Source organism: Anabaena sp. UHCC 0253 (assembly GCF_009712085.1).
Classification (GTDB): domain Bacteria; phylum Cyanobacteriota; class Cyanobacteriia; order Cyanobacteriales; family Nostocaceae; genus Dolichospermum.
Window position 1 is genome coordinate 16,147 of sequence record NZ_VILD01000005.1, and the last position, 15,981, is coordinate 32,127.

16 protein-coding genes and 1 pseudogene are annotated in these 15,981 nt (G+C 38.1%); 10 read left to right on the plus strand and 7 right to left on the minus strand.

Features of this window, described 5'->3' with window-relative positions:
• The first annotated feature begins 153 nt into the window (after positions 1–153).
• Complete coding sequence (locus tag FJR38_RS27780) at positions 154–507, plus strand: four helix bundle protein (protein ID WP_217360025.1); 354 nt, start codon at positions 154–156, stop codon at positions 505–507.
• A 33-nt stretch (positions 508–540) separates the two neighbouring features.
• On the opposite strand, the gene FJR38_RS14250 is transcribed toward FJR38_RS27780, so the two are convergent.
• Positions 541–1,095, minus strand: coding sequence for a molybdenum cofactor biosynthesis protein MoaE (locus FJR38_RS14250; protein ID WP_168537782.1), 555 nt, complete (start codon positions 1,093–1,095; stop codon positions 541–543).
• Positions 1,096–1,225: 130 nt separating this feature from the next.
• Here FJR38_RS14250 and FJR38_RS14255 point away from each other — a divergent pair, with 130 nt between their 5' ends.
• The 6 genes from FJR38_RS14255 (at position 1,226) to FJR38_RS14280 (ending at position 7,572) form a co-directional block, all read left to right on the plus strand.
• Entirely contained in the window at positions 1,226–2,263 is a 1,038-nt protein-coding gene (locus FJR38_RS14255; RefSeq protein WP_168537784.1) for a DMT family transporter, read from the plus strand.
• A gap of 111 nt (positions 2,264–2,374) precedes the next feature.
• Positions 2,375–3,370, plus strand: coding sequence for a peptidoglycan-binding protein (locus FJR38_RS14260; protein ID WP_254449470.1), 996 nt, complete (start codon positions 2,375–2,377; stop codon positions 3,368–3,370).
• 56 nt (positions 3,371–3,426) lie between these two features.
• Positions 3,427–4,326, plus strand: a complete 900-nt coding sequence (locus tag FJR38_RS14265; RefSeq protein WP_168537788.1) for an LD-carboxypeptidase — start codon at positions 3,427–3,429, stop codon at positions 4,324–4,326.
• Between the two features lie 22 nt (positions 4,327–4,348).
• Positions 4,349–5,455 carry a methyltransferase domain-containing protein gene (locus tag FJR38_RS14270; protein WP_168537790.1) on the plus strand — a complete coding sequence of 369 codons (1,107 nt, stop codon included), beginning with the start codon at positions 4,349–4,351 and terminating at the stop codon, positions 5,453–5,455.
• A 23-nt stretch (positions 5,456–5,478) separates the two neighbouring features.
• Positions 5,479–6,141 (plus strand): glycosyltransferase family A protein, encoded by a 663-nt coding sequence (locus FJR38_RS14275; protein ID WP_168500176.1) that lies wholly within the window; start codon positions 5,479–5,481, stop codon positions 6,139–6,141.
• Positions 6,142–6,318: 177 nt separating this feature from the next.
• Positions 6,319–7,572, plus strand: coding sequence for an ABC transporter substrate-binding protein (locus tag FJR38_RS14280; protein ID WP_254445426.1), 1,254 nt, complete (start codon positions 6,319–6,321; stop codon positions 7,570–7,572).
• Between the two features lie 54 nt (positions 7,573–7,626).
• Here FJR38_RS14280 and FJR38_RS14285 read toward each other — a convergent pair whose 3' ends face one another.
• Complete coding sequence (locus tag FJR38_RS14285) at positions 7,627–8,328, minus strand: bifunctional 2-polyprenyl-6-hydroxyphenol methylase/3-demethylubiquinol 3-O-methyltransferase UbiG (protein WP_168500180.1); 702 nt, start codon at positions 8,326–8,328, stop codon at positions 7,627–7,629.
• Positions 8,329–8,577: 249 nt separating this feature from the next.
• Here FJR38_RS14285 and hemE point away from each other — a divergent pair, with 249 nt between their 5' ends.
• Complete coding sequence (gene hemE, locus FJR38_RS14290; protein ID WP_168500182.1) at positions 8,578–9,630, plus strand: uroporphyrinogen decarboxylase; 1,053 nt, start codon at positions 8,578–8,580, stop codon at positions 9,628–9,630.
• A gap of 142 nt (positions 9,631–9,772) precedes the next feature.
• Here hemE and FJR38_RS14295 read toward each other — a convergent pair whose 3' ends face one another.
• Positions 9,773–10,270, minus strand: coding sequence for a type II toxin-antitoxin system YhaV family toxin (locus FJR38_RS14295; RefSeq protein ID WP_168500184.1), 498 nt, complete (start codon positions 10,268–10,270; stop codon positions 9,773–9,775).
• A 2-nt stretch (positions 10,271–10,272) separates the two neighbouring features.
• Positions 10,273–10,605, minus strand: a complete 333-nt coding sequence (locus FJR38_RS14300) for a type II toxin-antitoxin system PrlF family antitoxin (protein ID WP_168500185.1) — start codon at positions 10,603–10,605, stop codon at positions 10,273–10,275.
• Positions 10,606–10,839: 234 nt separating this feature from the next.
• Between FJR38_RS14300 and FJR38_RS14305 the strand changes: the two genes are divergently transcribed.
• Positions 10,840–11,796 carry an NAD(P)-dependent oxidoreductase gene (locus FJR38_RS14305; protein ID WP_168500187.1) on the plus strand — a complete coding sequence of 319 codons (957 nt, stop codon included), beginning with the start codon at positions 10,840–10,842 and terminating at the stop codon, positions 11,794–11,796.
• Between the two features lie 43 nt (positions 11,797–11,839).
• Here FJR38_RS14305 and FJR38_RS14310 read toward each other — a convergent pair whose 3' ends face one another.
• The 3 genes and pseudogenes from FJR38_RS14310 to FJR38_RS14320 all read right to left on the minus strand — a co-directional run bounded on the left by FJR38_RS14310 (position 11,840) and on the right by FJR38_RS14320 (position 14,826).
• Complete coding sequence (locus FJR38_RS14310; protein WP_168500189.1) at positions 11,840–12,058, minus strand: AbrB/MazE/SpoVT family DNA-binding domain-containing protein; 219 nt, start codon at positions 12,056–12,058, stop codon at positions 11,840–11,842.
• A 69-nt stretch (positions 12,059–12,127) separates the two neighbouring features.
• A complete protein-coding gene (locus FJR38_RS14315; protein ID WP_168537792.1) occupies positions 12,128–13,435 on the minus strand; it encodes a DUF389 domain-containing protein in 1,308 nt (435 codons plus the stop codon).
• 42 nt (positions 13,436–13,477) lie between these two features.
• Positions 13,478–14,826, minus strand: a pseudogene (locus tag FJR38_RS14320) (DUF2254 domain-containing protein).
• Between the two features lie 415 nt (positions 14,827–15,241).
• Here FJR38_RS14320 and FJR38_RS14325 point away from each other — a divergent pair.
• Positions 15,242–15,981, plus strand: a 740-nt coding sequence (locus FJR38_RS14325; protein ID WP_168538242.1) for an S-layer homology domain-containing protein, incomplete at its 3' end; no start/stop codon positions are given.

The window sequence follows — 15,981 nt, forward strand, 5'->3', positions numbered from 1 at the left end:
ATAGGGAATAGGGAATAGGGAATAGGAACAGGAAATAGGAAATAGGGAATAGGGAATAGGGAATAGGAACAGGAAATAGGAAATAGGAAATAGGAAATAGGAAATAGGGAACAGGAACAGGAAATAGGAAATAGGAAATAGGGAATAGGAAAAATGTCAGATATTAATGACTTTAAAGATTTAACGATTTGGCAAAAAGGGATGGATATTTCTGAAAGGTGCTATTTCCTTACTAAACTTTTTCCCAAAGACGAGCTATATGCTATGGTTCAACAAATTAGAAGAAGTGCAGTATCAATTCCAGCTAATATAGCTGAAGGATATGGGCGACGATATACAGGGGAATATATAAGATTTTTAAACATAGCGCAAGGTTCAGTTAATGAATTAGAAACTCACCTAATTTTATCTAAGCGAGTAGGATTATGCTCAGAAAAAGATATAGAAATGATTCTTAATTTATTAAAAGAGGAAAGCAGAATGATTATTAGTCTTATTAAAAACTAGAAAATTAAAAATTTTTTCCCTATTCCCTATTCCCTATTCCCTGTTCCCTATTCCCTGTTCCCTGTTCCCTGTTCCCTGTTCCCTGTTCCCTGTTCCCTGTTCCCTGTTCCCTATTTCCTGTTCACATATACCAATACTTACCCAACTACTAGAACCATCTTGCCAATGTTCCTTTTTCCAAATAGGTGCATTGTGTTTTAGAGTATTAATAGCATACTCACAAGCTGCAAAAGCCTCACCACGATGGGGACAACCGACAGCCACAACCACGCTAATTTCCCCCACTGATAATCTGCCAATCCGATGATATATCACCACAGGATTCACAATAGGCCATTGCTGACGAATATCATCAGCGATTTGATAAAACACCTGTAAAGCCATTGGTTCATAAGCTTGATACTCTAGCGCCACCACAGGCTTACCATCGGTTTGATTACGAACCATACCACTCATCACCACCACTGCACCATTAGCAGGATGATCTGCTTTAGTGTATACCTCTTCTACAGATAATGGTGCTAATGTAATCCCAAAGCTATCTTCCTGCCTGGGTTTAATGGGAACAGCAGATTTAGTTGTAATCATTTTTCATTACCAACAACAGGTACAGACACATTATCATCTGTATTTTACACAATAAACATAAAACGCAATGTTTCTGTAAAATTAGGTAAAGTAATTTTTCTATCCGTTTACTAAAAACTACAATCAGCCCATGCAACTGCAACTCAGTGGATCTAAAAATCCTTTAGCTTATCTATTTTTAATTGCTCCTTTTTTCCTCTGGGGGACAGCAATGGTGGCCATGAAAGGCGTAATTCCCCATACTACACCACTATTTATGGCCGGAGTCAGATTAGTACCTGCGGGGGTGTTAATTCTGATAGCGGCTGCATTTATGGGTAAACCCCAACCTCAAAGTTGGTTAGCATGGTTGTGGATTACGATCTTTGCTGTAGTTGATGGTACTCTCTTTCAAGGCTTTTTAGCAGAGGGTTTAGTGAGAACCAATGCCGGCTTAGGTTCGGTGATGATAGACTCCCAACCGTTAGCAGTAGCGTTACTTTCCCTCTGGCTATTTCAAGAACATATTGGGTTATGGGGATGGTTAGGATTAGGTTTGGGAGTCACAGGGATTAGTCTGATTGGCTTACCAGAAGAGTGGATTTTCCATCTTTTTGAATCAGGAGAGACTATTAATATAGATAATTGGCAATTGTTATTTGCCAGTGGTGAGTGGTTAATGTTACTAGCAGCGTTATCAATGGCTGTGGGGACTGTATTAATTAGGTTTGTATGCAGATATGCAGATCCAGTAACAGCAACAGGATGGCACATGATTATCGCTGGGTTGCCTTTGTGGGGAATTTCTTCAGTTGTAGAAACCCAACAGTGGCAAAATCTTGTGCCATCAGACTGGATAGCTTTAGGATATGCTACTGTATTTGGCAGTGCGATCGCTTATGGTTTATTTTTCTACTTTGCTTCTAGTGGAAATCTCACCAGTTTAAGTTCTCTCACTTTCCTGACACCCATTTTTGCTTTAATATTCGGCTATATTTTCCTCTCAGAAATCCTGACAACTATCCAATGGCTAGGAGTTTTTCTCACCTTAATTAGTATTTATTTAATTAACCAGCGGGAAACCCTGGGAAGAACAAATCAAACAATTACTATCACAGAAACAAATACTCCAGAACAATCATTAGTTTTAGAAGTATCCGCTTTGAAGAAACAAGAAATTCAGAAATAACCAAGTCACCTAGAGATGAGAAAAATGAGGGATAAGTACCAATTACCCATTACCAATTCCATCCTAATATTAACATCTTGTATTTGTCTGAGTTCATACCCTAGTCGCATCATGGCTGCGACAACTAACCCAGCACCTACCCCAGTCACAATTCTCACTCCTGGAACTAAAGATCCAGAAGTTCAAGTTATCCAAGTGCAACTAAAAGCATTAGGTTACTACAATGGCATCATAGATGGAGAATACGGACTCAGTACCCAAAATGCTGTAGCACAGTTTCAGCAACAAAAAGGATTAAAAAGAGCAGATGGTATTGCTGATTGGGCGACGAGACAGGATCTCAAAAATGTTTTAGTAGAGAAAACTAACTGTAATGTTTCTTCTATTGTTAGTAACCCAGAAACTACTCAATCACAACCTCAAACAGAGTATACCTTATGGTTGAGATTAATCAGTGTAGGAATTTTAGGAAGTCTATGCTTATTTTATTATCTGATTCAGAAGTTAGGAGAGACGAAACCAGTTATAGAATCGGAAAATTTGGCAAACCCACTTTTGAGTGCATCTAATCAAAATAATCCCAAATATTTTTTAAACCCTGCACCAACACTTCCCTCATTACATTCCCTAAATTCCCCAGAATTAATCCTAAAACCACAAAACTCTGCCCTGCCTACAATCGGTTTCTTTGATACATTCATGGAAGAGTTGCAGAGTGATGATGCAACCAAACGACGAAAAGCAATTTGGAATATAGGTCAAAAAGGTGACTCGCGGGCAGTTCAACCCCTAGTAGAATTGTTGATGAGTGCAGATTCTCAACAAAATGGGTTAATTTTGTCAGCTTTGGCAGAAATTGGGATTCGCACACTCAAACCAATGAACCGGGCTTTAGCTTTATCTATCCAGAGTGAAAATCCCCAAGTCCGTCAAAATGCAATTCGTGATTTAGTGCGGCTGTATGACATGATGGCACAAATGAGTCAAATTTTACGCCATGCTTTAGAAGATACAGATCCGGAAGTACAAGCAACTGCTAGGTATGCTTTAAATCAAATCAATCGTTTGCGTGTTGTTCCAGATCAACAGAGATTCACGGAAAATTAAGAGCAAAAATAGCGACAATCTGCCTATATGATCACCATTATTTACATTTTCTGCTGATGTCAGCCCCTATCTTACCCCCACCCCTCAAACCTGGTGATTTACTCCGCGTCATCGCCCCTAGTGGTGCAGTACGGGAATTTGAAGCTTTTAATCAAGGTGTGGAAATTTGGCGATCGCACGGCTACCGCGTCCAAATTAGCGATCGCCTAGACAGTAGACATGGTTATCTGGCTGGTACAGATGAACATCGTCGTCAACAGTTAGCAGCAGCATGGCATGATCCCGAATGTCGTGGGATCATCTGCGCGAGGGGTGGTTTTGGTAGCACCCGCATTTTAGAAGACTGGAGTTGGCAAGAAAATACAATTACACCTAAATGGTTAATCGGCTTTTCTGATATCACAGCCCTGTTGTGGAGTCTCTATAATGCCGGAATTTCCGGTGTTCATGGTCCCGTCCTCACTACCTTAGCCAATGAGCCAGAATGGTCAATACAGCGGCTATTGGACATAGTAGAAGGTCGGGCGATCGCACCTTTAAAGGGTAAAGGTTGGGGTGGTGGTAAAGTTACAGGTGTGCTACTTCCTGGTAATCTGACAGTAGCAACTCATCTTTTAGGTACACCACTTTTACCTAACCTGGATGGTGTAATATTAGCATTGGAAGATGTGACAGAACCACCCTATCGCATTGATAGAATGTTAACTCAATGGCGTGCTAGTGGGGCTTTATCTAAAGTCTGCGCGATCGCTTTGGGCGGTTTTACTAAGTGTGACGCACCTCCGAATATACCAAGTTTGAGTATAGAGGAAGTTTTGCGCGATCGCTTAGGTGATTTAGGTATTCCCATTGTCTCGGATTTACCCTTTGGTCATGATAGCCCGAATATAGCCTTACCTGTCGGTGTCATAGCCAGCTTAGATGCAGAATCAGGTACATTAGAAATACAACCATAATCAACTATAAAAATTTGATTTTATGACTAAACAATATATTCCCAACGCTTTTTTGAAGATAGAAGATGATAAACTATATGCGATTTTTGCTTGGAGTCAACGCACAGCCGAAACTATTACGAAAAAATCTTGGTTAACTATCCTAGAAATATTTGTTCATCAGCATTATTTAGAAACAGCCTATCAAGAATTTCAAAAAATTCAATTTGCACCCATTCAAGATCATGTTATTCAAGAATTAAATAAATATGAACAGCTAATTGCCGAAGCGATAATATTTTTAGCCAATGGGAGTTTAACAATCTTTGGGAAAGGCTTTCGCAGCTTTATCGAAAAAGAAATGCAGTTTGAACTAGGAGAATTAAGTAGAGAAAATTACCAAGTTCTGCAAAAACTGTTTTCTCAAATATCCCTAGAAGATGATTTAGCAGCTATTAAAAATTTAGAAGACTTCCAGAAAATAGTAGAACATTTAGAAAAACTAGGTCTATTATCACTAGCACCTCATACTATTAATTGGGGAGATTTAAAGAAAACCGTCCCTATTTGTCAAGCCTTTGGTTTAACAAGAGGAACACCTGTAGATAGATATTATCTCAGTAAATTTCTGACAGAAATTCAACCCCAAATTTTTGGTAATATCCTCGAAATAGGAGGAACACCAAAAGACAAAGACTTTTATCAAGTCAATCCTGGTACATCATATAAAATTCTCAACATAGAAGCAGGACCAGGAGTAGACATAGTGGGAGATGTTCATGAAGAAGCAATTGTAGAACCAAACTCTTTTGATTCGATCATTATTTTTAATGTTTTAGAACATTGTTATGCACCTTGGATAGCAGTAGAAAATATCCAGAAGTGGTTAAAACCAGGTGGAAAATGTTTTGCAATGGTCCCTAGTGCCATCAGACTTCATGCTACTCCTATGGATTATTGGCGGCCTTTACCTGATGCTTTTGCTTGGATATTTAGAAATTTCTCCCAACAAAAACTATATGTTTATGGTAATCCTATTAGTGTCATTGCTAGTTATCATGGCATAGCCCAAGAAGAACTAACAGCAGAAGAACTAGACGCATTTCATCCCGATTATCCTGTAGCTACCTGTATCGTCGCTGAGAAATAAAATTCACCATCTCTAAAATTGCCATGAGTCCTATTAATTTTGATATCCAACCAGAAGTTAGCATCATTTTGTGTACATATAATCGAGGACAATATTTAAATCAATGTATTGATAGTGTCATCAATCAAACTTTTCTAAATTGGGAATTATTAGTTGTTGATGATGGTAGTGATGATCATACCTTTGAAATTGTCAATCCTTATTTACACAAGTCTGTAAATATCCGTTATCTAAAACACAAAAACCGCAAATTAGCTTATTCTAAAAATGTGGGTATTCAAGCTTCATTTAGTCCATATATTACATTTTTAGATAGTGATGATACCTATGCACCTCATCATATAGAATCTCGTCTTAGTTATCTAAAATCTCATCCAGAAATTGATTTGCTACAAGGTGGTTTCTTTTCTGAAGAAGAAATTCTAGTTGCTGATTATTATGAACCAGGAAAAACCATTAATTTAAAAGAATGTGTTTTAGGTCCAACATTTTTTGGAAAACGGAAAGTATTCTTTGAACTAAAAGGATTTAATAATATAGCTTATGGTGAAGATACAGACTTATGGGAACGGGCAGAAAAAATCTTTAAAACTCACAACTTAACTGCACCAGAAACCTATAATTATACCAGGGCAGAAACAAGCATTACCAAGAGTGTTTTAGAGAAGATTTCTGCATCTAAATAATTAAAAGTTCGTAGTGAGGAATTTATTCCTCATTTGAGGACTGAAGTCCTCACTACGAAACTATCTACAGACTATTTTACATTACTTAATCTACTTTGATTTATTCTCGTCTACTTACTTATGGCAAACTTCAAAAGTTATTTTAATCAAGTTATTAATTCTGGTAACAGGTTTTTAATGATCGGATTAATCTGCTGTTTATGTCTTGTACTTACATCTAGTTGCCAAACAACATTACTACCAAAAAATAATGTAATTCATCTGACATTATGGCAAGGGATAAATCCTCCTATCAATCGGGATGTTTTTAATAAACTGGTAAATAAGTTTAATCAACAACATTCTGATATTCAAGTTAACTCTATCTTTGCTGGGGGACTTGATCAACAATTGCCAAAAGTATTAACATCTGTAGTTGGTAATTCATCTCCAGATATTTTATATTTTTATCCACAACTTACAGGACAATTTGTAGAACTGGGGGCAGTTGTCCCTTTAGATGATTGGTTTGATCAATTACCTGTGAAATCTGAAGTTATTCCCAATGCCCTGGATGAGTTAAAATTAGATGATCATCTCTGGTCTATTCCCCTTTATACTAGCAATATCGGTATTTTTTACCGTCCTGACTTGTTTAAAAAAGCGGGAATTACCGAAACTCCTAAAACTTGGGCAGAATTCCGACAAGTTGCTAAAAAACTGACAATAGATAAAAACGGTGATAAACAACCAGAACAATATGGAATTGTCTTACCTTTAGGAAAAGGAGAATGGACTGTTTTTAGTTGGTTTCCTTTTTTATTAAGTGCTGAAGGTGAATTAATTAGTAATAACCTGCCAGATTTAAACAACCCAAAAGCTATTAGTGCTTTAGAATTGTGGGAAAATTTAATTAAAGATGGTTCAGCAGCTTTGTCACCTCCAGAAAGAGGTTATGAAGAAGATGCTTTTCTCACAGGCCGTGCAGCTATGCAAATTACGGGACCTTGGACTTATATCACTAAATCTCAAGTTGATTTTGGGGTATTTCCAATACCTGCAAATATTACTCCCGCGACGGTGATAGGTGCTGGAAATTTGTATGTGATGAAAACCACTTCCGAAAAGGAAAAAGCGGCACTCAAATTTTTAGAATTTGTTTTAAGTGCGGAATTTCAAACAGAATGGAGTATAGGTACTGGTTTTTTACCTGTAAATATTAAATCTATTCAAAGTCAGGAATATCAAACATATTTGCAGTCAAAACCTTGGTTAAAGGTATTTGTGGAACAAATGCCTGTGGCGGGTTCTCGACCAATTGTAGCTGGATATAATCGGATTTCTGACAGTTTGGGTAGAGCAATAGAAGCCACCTTATTAGGTAAGTCTTCGGCAAAAGCTGCTTTAGAAGAGGCTCAAAAAAGGTTAGATGTAATTTGGGCGCAAAATTAATATTTGAACCCACACCAGAAGTCTAAATTCTGGTGTTTTTAATCTTGATTTATGCTAATTAATCTTCCCTTCTTGTTCTAGGAGATATAACTTAGAAGACTGTTCATAAAAAGCTGTAGTTGCAGCAGATTCTGAAGCAATTAGACGACGAATAAGTTCATCAGTTTTTGGTGCTAATGGATGTTTTTCGTGAACATAATCTAAAGCACTGTAGCGATACCAATGAGCTACACCAGGATGAGGACGTAGTTTTTCACGAATACGATCGCCTACTAGAAAATTATGTTCTGTAAATAAGTCATGCCAATATTCACGAGGACGTAAATTAATATGTCCGTCACTTTCTTGGGCTGGAACTGATGCCGAAAATACGACAACTGGAGCAACTTTAGTTAACCAATGTACTAAAATAGGTGAAGTTTCTGGGTTGAGGTGTTCAGCTACTTCTAAAGATAGTGATAAATCAAAAGATTTGTTAGTGAAAAAATTAGCGATCGCGTCTGGATCATTCAAATCCAAAGTGTGGAATTCTACAGAAAATCCCGAAAAATCAGGTTGAGAATAACCGTCAACTGCTGTTACCTTTACTCCTAATTTGGCTAGTTCTTTACTCAAATGGCCAGGACCACAACCAAATTCTGCTACTGTTTTCGGTTGAAAAATGTCTACAATCGTCGTCGCTATAGTTTTATAATCTGTATCAAAGAACCAACTACTAAAATATTCTGATGTGTAAGGAATAGTTTCTAGAGTCATAAGATTTATTTTCGATGATTTTTTGGATATTTTGAGTAGAAACTACACATTAGGAGTAATTCTACTTCAGAAAGTATACACTTATAAGTACCTGTTTTTACTAATTTATTTGGTTAGCAATAACACAGAAGCAACAGCAAGACTTAATTAGTTTGTAAAGTTATGTAAAAGTGTATCTTCAGAAAAAGCTAATCTTTGAATGGTAAGCTAAATGGTGACATATAAAAGTGACTTAGGATGAAGTGTTAAATGGGTGTTTCCTCAACGGCTCCTCTCCTCCTTCGGGCTGCTCGTGGTGAACAAGTAGATCGTCCCCCTGTATGGATGATGCGACAAGCAGGACGATATATGAAAGCTTATCGGGATTTGCGGGAAAAATATCCTTCATTCCGCGATCGCTCAGAAATTCCTGAAGTAGCGATCGAAGTTTCCCTCCAACCCTGGAGAGCTTTCCAACCCGATGGAGTTATTTTATTTTCCGATATTGTTACCCCCTTACCAGGTATGGGGATTGACATGGATATTGCGGAAGGTAAAGGCCCAATTATTTACGCGCCCATTCGCACTAAAGAACAAGTTGATCACCTGCATCCATTAGATCCAGAAGCATCCCTGCCATTTATCAAAACGATTTTGCAGGCATTACGGCAGGAAGTAGGCAATCAATCAACGGTGTTAGGCTTTGTGGGCGCACCTTGGACATTAGCGGCTTATGCGGTGGAAGGTAAAGGTTCTAAAACCTATTCCATTATCAAAAACATGGCCTTCTCAGATCCGACGATACTGCATCAGTTATTGACTAAATTAGCAGATGCGATCGCTGATTACGTGCGCTATCAAATTGACTGCGGCGCTCAAGTGGTGCAAATGTTCGATTCTTGGGCAGGACAATTAAGCCCCCAAGATTATGATACCTTTGCTTTACCTTATCAAAAAATGGTCTTTGAGAAAGTCAAAGCAACTCATCCTGACACACCATTAATTTTGTTGGTGACAGGTAGTGCTGGACTTTTGGAAAGAATGCCTGCTTCTGGTGCAGATATCATTAGTGTAGACTGGGCAGTAGATATGGCAGATGCCAGAGCCAGATTAGGTAAGCACGTGAAAGTACAGGGTAATCTTGATCCGGGTGTGTTATTTGGTTCTAAAGAATTTATCCGCGATCGCGTTTTGGACACCGTTCGCAAAGCCGGTAACTGGGGACACATCCTCAACCTGGGACATGGTGTATTACCAGAAACACCAGAAGAAAATGTCGCTTTCTTCTTTGAAACTGCGAAAAATCTCAACGCTTTGGTTTAGTTTGTTGGGTGGGTTTTTTACCCACCTGATTTTTATTAACCGCAGATAAACGCGGATGAACGCGGATATTCAATGTTTGACTTTTGACTTTTGACTTCCCGAAGGGTGTCCTGGTTGTCCTGATTCTGACTTAAATATTTTTCTAAATTTCTGTTTTGAAAACTTGCTGTAAACGATGATTTTGATTTTCTGCTTCTTTGAGTAAATCATTCCAATCATCTGGAGGATTTCCACTTTCTAGCATTTTTTGGAATACTCGATAAGCGTCGGTTTTACTTTGATATGCTCGCTTGGTGTTTTCGTCATTCACCCAAGCATAAACAATGATTTTACCTTCTTGATGATATCTAAAAAATAATCGGTATTGCTGAAAAAATTTAGCTCTAAACCAGTGTTTATATTCATCTCCCAGGGTTGTACCTTGACGATAATCGTTTAATGTTGGATCTTGAGGAATGACATTAAATGCAAGTTTGAATATAGCACCTAGACGTTTTGTGGCGTTTTTCTGTTTGTAGTCTTGAGGATATTTCTGACGTAAATTTTCTACCTGTATGCTCAGTTCTTCTAAATGTTCTAGAAACAAGGAATGAGCAAATATAGTCCATCCATTAATTTTTAAAGGTTGATTTTCAGACAATTTTACTCATCCTCGTCTGATAGTGGTGCATCCAGATCAATTTCTACATCAGCAACTAAGGATTGAATACGGTTTACTAATTCTGCTTTAATTGGTTGTAGATGCTGAGGATTTTTTTGGATGTCCTTGGCGATAAAGTTTAAAAATTCCCACAGGATCGGATCTTCTTCTTGTTGATCAGCGCGAGAAATAACTACTTTACCGTCAGGTTGAATCACATAGCGAATTTTATCACGTTTACCCAAGCCTAGAGCTTTACGCACGGGTTCGGGTATTGTGGTTTGATATCTGTCGGTTAGGGTGGACTCTGAGGATGGTGTGGATTTGACAACCATAACAATTTTGAGGTTTATTCTTTATTTTTAAGGTAATGCAGTTGCATTGTGTTGTCAATGTTTGGGTTTTTGTACGTCCCTTAGATCCCCAACTTCTTTTATTTATTGTGTCCAAAAATTACAAATTGATCTCAGAAGTCGGGGATCTATCTCCTCAAGGAAAAACAAAACTATAATTATGTTATAATTATACACCGTTATCAACCATTCCCAAAAACCCCAACATCAAATTTCATGACTACAAAACGGATTTTAGTTACAGGTGCAAGTGGCTGTATCGGTCACTATATCAGCGAAGCCTTAATTCAAAACACCAATCACGAACTTTATCTATTAGTTAGAAACCCCAGCAAACTACAAGTTGATACTACAGCCCGTCCCGGCATCACCATTTTGCAGGGCGATATGCAGGAAATTAGTAAATTCTCTAATTTACTCAAAACCATTGATACTGCTGTTTTAACAGCCACTTCCTGGGGTGGTGAGGGCATTTTTGATATCAATGTCTTTAAAACTCTAGAATTAATGAGTTTATTAAATCCAGAAAGATGTGAGCAGGTAATTTATTTTTCTACTGCGAGTGTTTTAAATCATGATAATCAACCACTCAAACAAGCAGGAGAAATCGGCACAGATTATATCCGTTCTAAATATGATTGTTTACATCAAATTGAAAAATTAACCATTTTTCCTAAAATTACTACTGTTTTTCCCACCTTAGTTTTAGGTGGTGATGATACAAAACCCTATTCTCATCTCACATCTGGTATTCCCGAAGTTACCAAATATATTAATATTATCCGTTTTTTAAAAGCAGATGGCAGTTTTCACTTTATTCATGGCCAAGATATTGCCACAGTTGTCCAATATTTAATTGATTATCCACCACAACCAGGAGATCCAAGAAGATTTGTTTTAGGTCAATCGGCATTAACTGCTAATCAAGCCATTGAAGAAGTTTGCACTTATTTCCGGAAAAAGATTTATTTCCGCATTCCTATATCTTTAGGTTTAGCTAATGTGATTATTAAATTATTTAGTATTCAAATGGCTGCATGGGATAGATTCTGTATGAATTATCGGCATTTTCGCTATGCTAATGCCATTAATCCTAGCAGTTTTAATTTACCAAATTACTGTGCAACGATGACTGATGTTTTGAAAATTAGCGGTGTGAAAGCTGGGAAATGAATGTGCTAACCCTTTTTGCTTCTTCACGGCGTTCCGCGATTAATTAATCTACCAAACTTCTGTGCTTTGGCACTTGTGAGAACCGAGCTTTCAGCCGCAACTTAATCGTTTCTGCCTTCTCTAGTACCAGCCGCCCGTCTTCCTCACGAGCAATCAGAGCATCACCTGGTTCAAAACCCAGCGATCGCCTTAAAGCGGCTGGAATCACTAAACGCCCCTGGGGACCAAGATGGACTGCTACAGATTTGGATAGTTCATTCATATTATTCTTTATTGTGCCACTTTTTTCCGGTAATGCCACATATTACTAATATATGGCATTAATCTACCCTCATCCACTATTTTCCATTGTTGAATTTTTACTAAAAGTAGGAGTTTCTAAAACGTTGACATCAACTAAAGGTGTGACGTTAAAATTTTGTTTTAATAAATGGGTTTGAATTGATTGGGTCAGGCGATCGCTGATTTCTTGATTAGATGCTGTAACTTGGGGTTGACGCTGCACGTAAATAACACAAAGGAGGGTATCCTGTCCAACAATATTGGAGCGTGTAAAGCGTACATTCGACTCAATTAATTTTGCTAAACCAACTTGTTCTACAGTTTTTTGGACTTCAGCATTGGCACGTTGGGCAAGGCTAGAACGTTGGAGATTTGGCGAATTGATAAATTGCCAAGTCAGCAAACCTGCTAAAACAATGATAGTGATCACCAAGGCAGAAAAGAATACTTTTTGTTTACCACGCTGATAACGAGTTCCTTGAGCCGATAACCCAAAAATTCGGAACAAAAGGGCAGCCGATAAATTAATGCCGCATAATTGCAAAAACAGTAAAAACAGCCCCGAAATTACCATGTCCCATCTGCCAATTGCACTGGACATCCCGATAATTCCCGCAGGTGGAGCTAATGAAGCAGCAACTAACATTCCTGTAGCAGCCCCAGATACTAAACTGCTCCGTTCTGACTGCACTAAATTCAGCGCCCCTGCTGCTCCGGCTGCCAATGGTAAAATCACTGCTACCGCTGAAATTTGGCTATTATCTAGCATTAAACTTGTAGGAATTTCTTGCTGTAATATCAGGCTAAGTAACCAAGTAGTGAAAATAGTCACTGCTAAAGCTGCAAAGTATCTGAAAATACTCCTCCCTAAGAGTGGGCGATCGCCCCATGCAGTAGCAATGGCTGTATTCATTGCTGGTCCGGCAAAAGGTGCAATCAGCATTGCCGCCACCAGTAAGTAAGTTGTATTAGTATACAAGCCAATCCAGACCACAAAACCTGCCAGTGCGGCATAACCAAGAAAGCCCCGCCATGAGCCAACACTTTGCAAACCAGAGAGAAAAATCTCAATCGGACTGCGTTCCTCTACATCCACAACCTGCTGCGGTGCTTCTGAAGCTGGTGGTTGCAGTGTGATTACACCAGTGGGGATGATTGAGATGTGAACTTTAGGTAAGTCTTGCAACTGCTCTACAAATTCCCCAACCTTTTGATTAGAGATGTGAACCATGACTAGATCAATTGGTTCATCTGCATTCCCTTCAAACTGTGCCAGATTTGCACCGTTATGAGATATAGCAATGTCAATAACAGCTTTTCCGTTGCCGCGTGGCACTTGGATAATGAGTTGACGCATTTTCACCTCCTACTAATAACAATTTTGCTTGAGGGAGCAAACTTATTCCCAAGATTGAATATTGTGATTGTTGTTTAAAGTTTTCATGACTTGGTAATATTGTTTTTCCACATCTTTGTAACCTTGTGCTTGTGAAAGTCCCTCACGGCTTTCTTGTAAAATCATGTCAGCATGATGCCGGAGAACAGCTTGATATTTAGAATTGTTAGTATAAGTAGCAATTAAAGCTATAGCTGCTAATAAATGAATAGTCACTGTCATATCACACCGACCATAATGGCGAATTTGGTCAAAAGCAGCATCCATTAATTCCGGAAACTTTACACCTTCAGCGATTACGCGCAGTTTATTATTTTTGTCGTAGCGATAAGATGAAGGGAAATTTCTCTGCACAAGGTGACAAAATCCAGAACTTAATTGGTCAATACAGCGAATTGCTGTAAATGGGTCATTTACAGCAGGAGAGATAGCACGTAAGGCAATTTCTACTAACTGATTGATGGGAAATTCTACATCCTGTTGTTCTGTCCGTTCTTTGCCGAAAATAAAGGCATCATTGATTTTTTTGTAAGTTTTTTATTGACTTTTTCACTAGGAAAAACCCAGATTAAATCACTACCTTGAACAACAAATTTTCCTGGTCGAGTTTGAAGGCGTACCAGTAAATTATACTTAGCAGTGATTTTGATCAATTCTTCGTCATCAATAGCTTGTAAATAACCAGTGCTATTAGCTCGAATTGGTACAGATTCCTGTTCAAAAGAGATAGGAATTTCTGCTATTGCTTGTTTGTGTTCTGGTTCATCATGACCTATTTTTTCGGGAAATAGTCGTTGAATTGTTGAATGTAAATCTGCACTCACATTTTGAATTACGTGAGATGCTTGAATTATTGTTGAAGCATGATGAATAAAATAAATTAAAATGCCAATACTAATAATTGCCAGTAAAATGCCAATTGTTACTGAAATTTGGGGTACAAATTGGCTATATCCATCTCCTTCTCCACGAATTGTCCGCAGTACGAGCAAGCAGTAAATAAACGTACTAATAAATGTGCCAAGGACAACTTGATTTCCTGTATCCTGCATAAAATTACGCAGCAGTCGGGGTCCAAAATTAGAAGCAGCCAGTTGAAGGGCTACAATTGTAATTGAAAAAGCTGTAGCAGCAACACTCATCATTGAACCAGCAACAGCTTCCAAGAGCGATCGCGCTCCATCTGCTCCACCAGTGTAAATCCACCAATAATCAATATCTATTTGGTCTTTACGGTCAACATTGAGCATTATTAAGGCTAAAGCGGTAGCTACTATTGCCATAACTGCTGGTATGAACCAGTAGCTAGAGTGGAGGCTATCCCAAAGTTTATTGATTTTGATATTTCTCATTGAAAGTAAGAAAAAGTTTTTCTGGATCTTTCTCTGACAAAAGAGAATTTTTTAACCAAACTATCCAATTATCAATCGAATCATTGATAACCATCTTCCTTTTGCAGGCGATCGCTCTACTACCGCAAGATATATTTTTACAAAAACAATTGATCCTCAATTAACACTTGATTATTTTTGATCAGTTGCCAAGTTAGATATCAAAAACTTAGAGATTCTAGTATTTATTGGCTTTTTATGCTAATTTTATGGAAAATTGAAATATTGTTTTGACTACATCTCAAGTAATAATTCATTTCGTCCTTTGGGAAGATTTTCTATTGATAGCAAGTTATTTATTGGAGAAATTCACATTGCCTAATATTTATTGAAATATAATAAAAGAAAATACTTAAAAAAACAGGAGGCATTGATAATGACTCAGTTAAATAAGTTAGCATCAGTAGGAATATCTTTACTAACTTTAAATTTGGTAGTATTGGCAGTTGGAGCATTAGAAACCTCTGCCCAATCTTCACCTGTAACTACCTTTAGTGACGTTCCATCTAATTACTGGGCGCAACCATTTATTCAGGGTTTAGCGGCCAGAAATATTGTAGTTGGATATCCTGATGGTACATTTCGTCCAGAACAGCCAATCAATCGAGATGAGTTTGCAGCAATTATTCGTAAAGCTTTTGACCAACCACCAATTCGTCAGATCGAAAGTGGTGCTGTTTATAAAGATGTTCCTGCTAATCATTGGGCTGTTCGTCCCATTGAAGAAGCCTATCAGCAAGGATTTATGACGGGTTATCCTGGTGGCTATTTCCGTCCTAATCAACCCGTTTCTAAGGTTGAAGCTATAGTTGCTTTAAACAAAGGTCTGAATCTAACTCCTGATACATCAGCAGCTATTGTTCCCCCAGTTGCCCAGAGAGGATTTCCCCAAAAAGCTTTGAAAAGACGCATTTTTATGCCGCTGGGATTTACTCCTTTAATGCAGCCTTTATTAATATCAAAAGCCCCAGCTATAGCAGCTAATACAGTTACTCCTGCCACCACTGATCAACAGGCTGTAACTCTTCAGCGTCCTGCATCATTTATTATTACTAACACTTACGCCGATGCCAATAAAATTCCACAATATGCAATTGGAGATGTAGCAACAGCCAC

Excerpts from the sequence above, each read along its gene's own strand:
- FJR38_RS14300 (WP_168500185.1), bottom strand. The coding sequence starts at position 10,605 with ATGGTTGTCAAATCCACACCATCCTCAGAGTCCACCCTAACCGACAGA.
- FJR38_RS14280 (WP_254445426.1), top strand. The coding sequence starts at position 6,319 with ATGATCGGATTAATCTGCTGTTTATGTCTTGTACTTACATCTAGTTGC.
- FJR38_RS14285 (WP_168500180.1), bottom strand. The coding sequence starts at position 8,328 with ATGACTCTAGAAACTATTCCTTACACATCAGAATATTTTAGTAGTTGG.
- FJR38_RS14315 (WP_168537792.1), bottom strand. The coding sequence starts at position 13,435 with ATGCGTCAACTCATTATCCAAGTGCCACGCGGCAACGGAAAAGCTGTT.
- FJR38_RS14270 (WP_168537790.1), top strand. The coding sequence starts at position 4,349 with ATGACTAAACAATATATTCCCAACGCTTTTTTGAAGATAGAAGATGAT.
- FJR38_RS14265 (WP_168537788.1), top strand. The coding sequence starts at position 3,427 with ATGTCAGCCCCTATCTTACCCCCACCCCTCAAACCTGGTGATTTACTC.
- FJR38_RS14310 (WP_168500189.1), bottom strand. The coding sequence starts at position 12,058 with ATGAATGAACTATCCAAATCTGTAGCAGTCCATCTTGGTCCCCAGGGG.
- FJR38_RS14260 (WP_254449470.1), top strand. The coding sequence starts at position 2,375 with ATGGCTGCGACAACTAACCCAGCACCTACCCCAGTCACAATTCTCACT.
- FJR38_RS14305 (WP_168500187.1), top strand. The coding sequence starts at position 10,840 with ATGACTACAAAACGGATTTTAGTTACAGGTGCAAGTGGCTGTATCGGT.
- FJR38_RS14250 (WP_168537782.1), bottom strand. The coding sequence starts at position 1,095 with ATGATTACAACTAAATCTGCTGTTCCCATTAAACCCAGGCAGGAAGAT.
- FJR38_RS27780 (WP_217360025.1), top strand. The coding sequence starts at position 154 with ATGTCAGATATTAATGACTTTAAAGATTTAACGATTTGGCAAAAAGGG.
- hemE (WP_168500182.1), top strand. The coding sequence starts at position 8,578 with ATGGGTGTTTCCTCAACGGCTCCTCTCCTCCTTCGGGCTGCTCGTGGT.
- FJR38_RS14275 (WP_168500176.1), top strand. The coding sequence starts at position 5,479 with ATGAGTCCTATTAATTTTGATATCCAACCAGAAGTTAGCATCATTTTG.
- FJR38_RS14255 (WP_168537784.1), top strand. The coding sequence starts at position 1,226 with ATGCAACTGCAACTCAGTGGATCTAAAAATCCTTTAGCTTATCTATTT.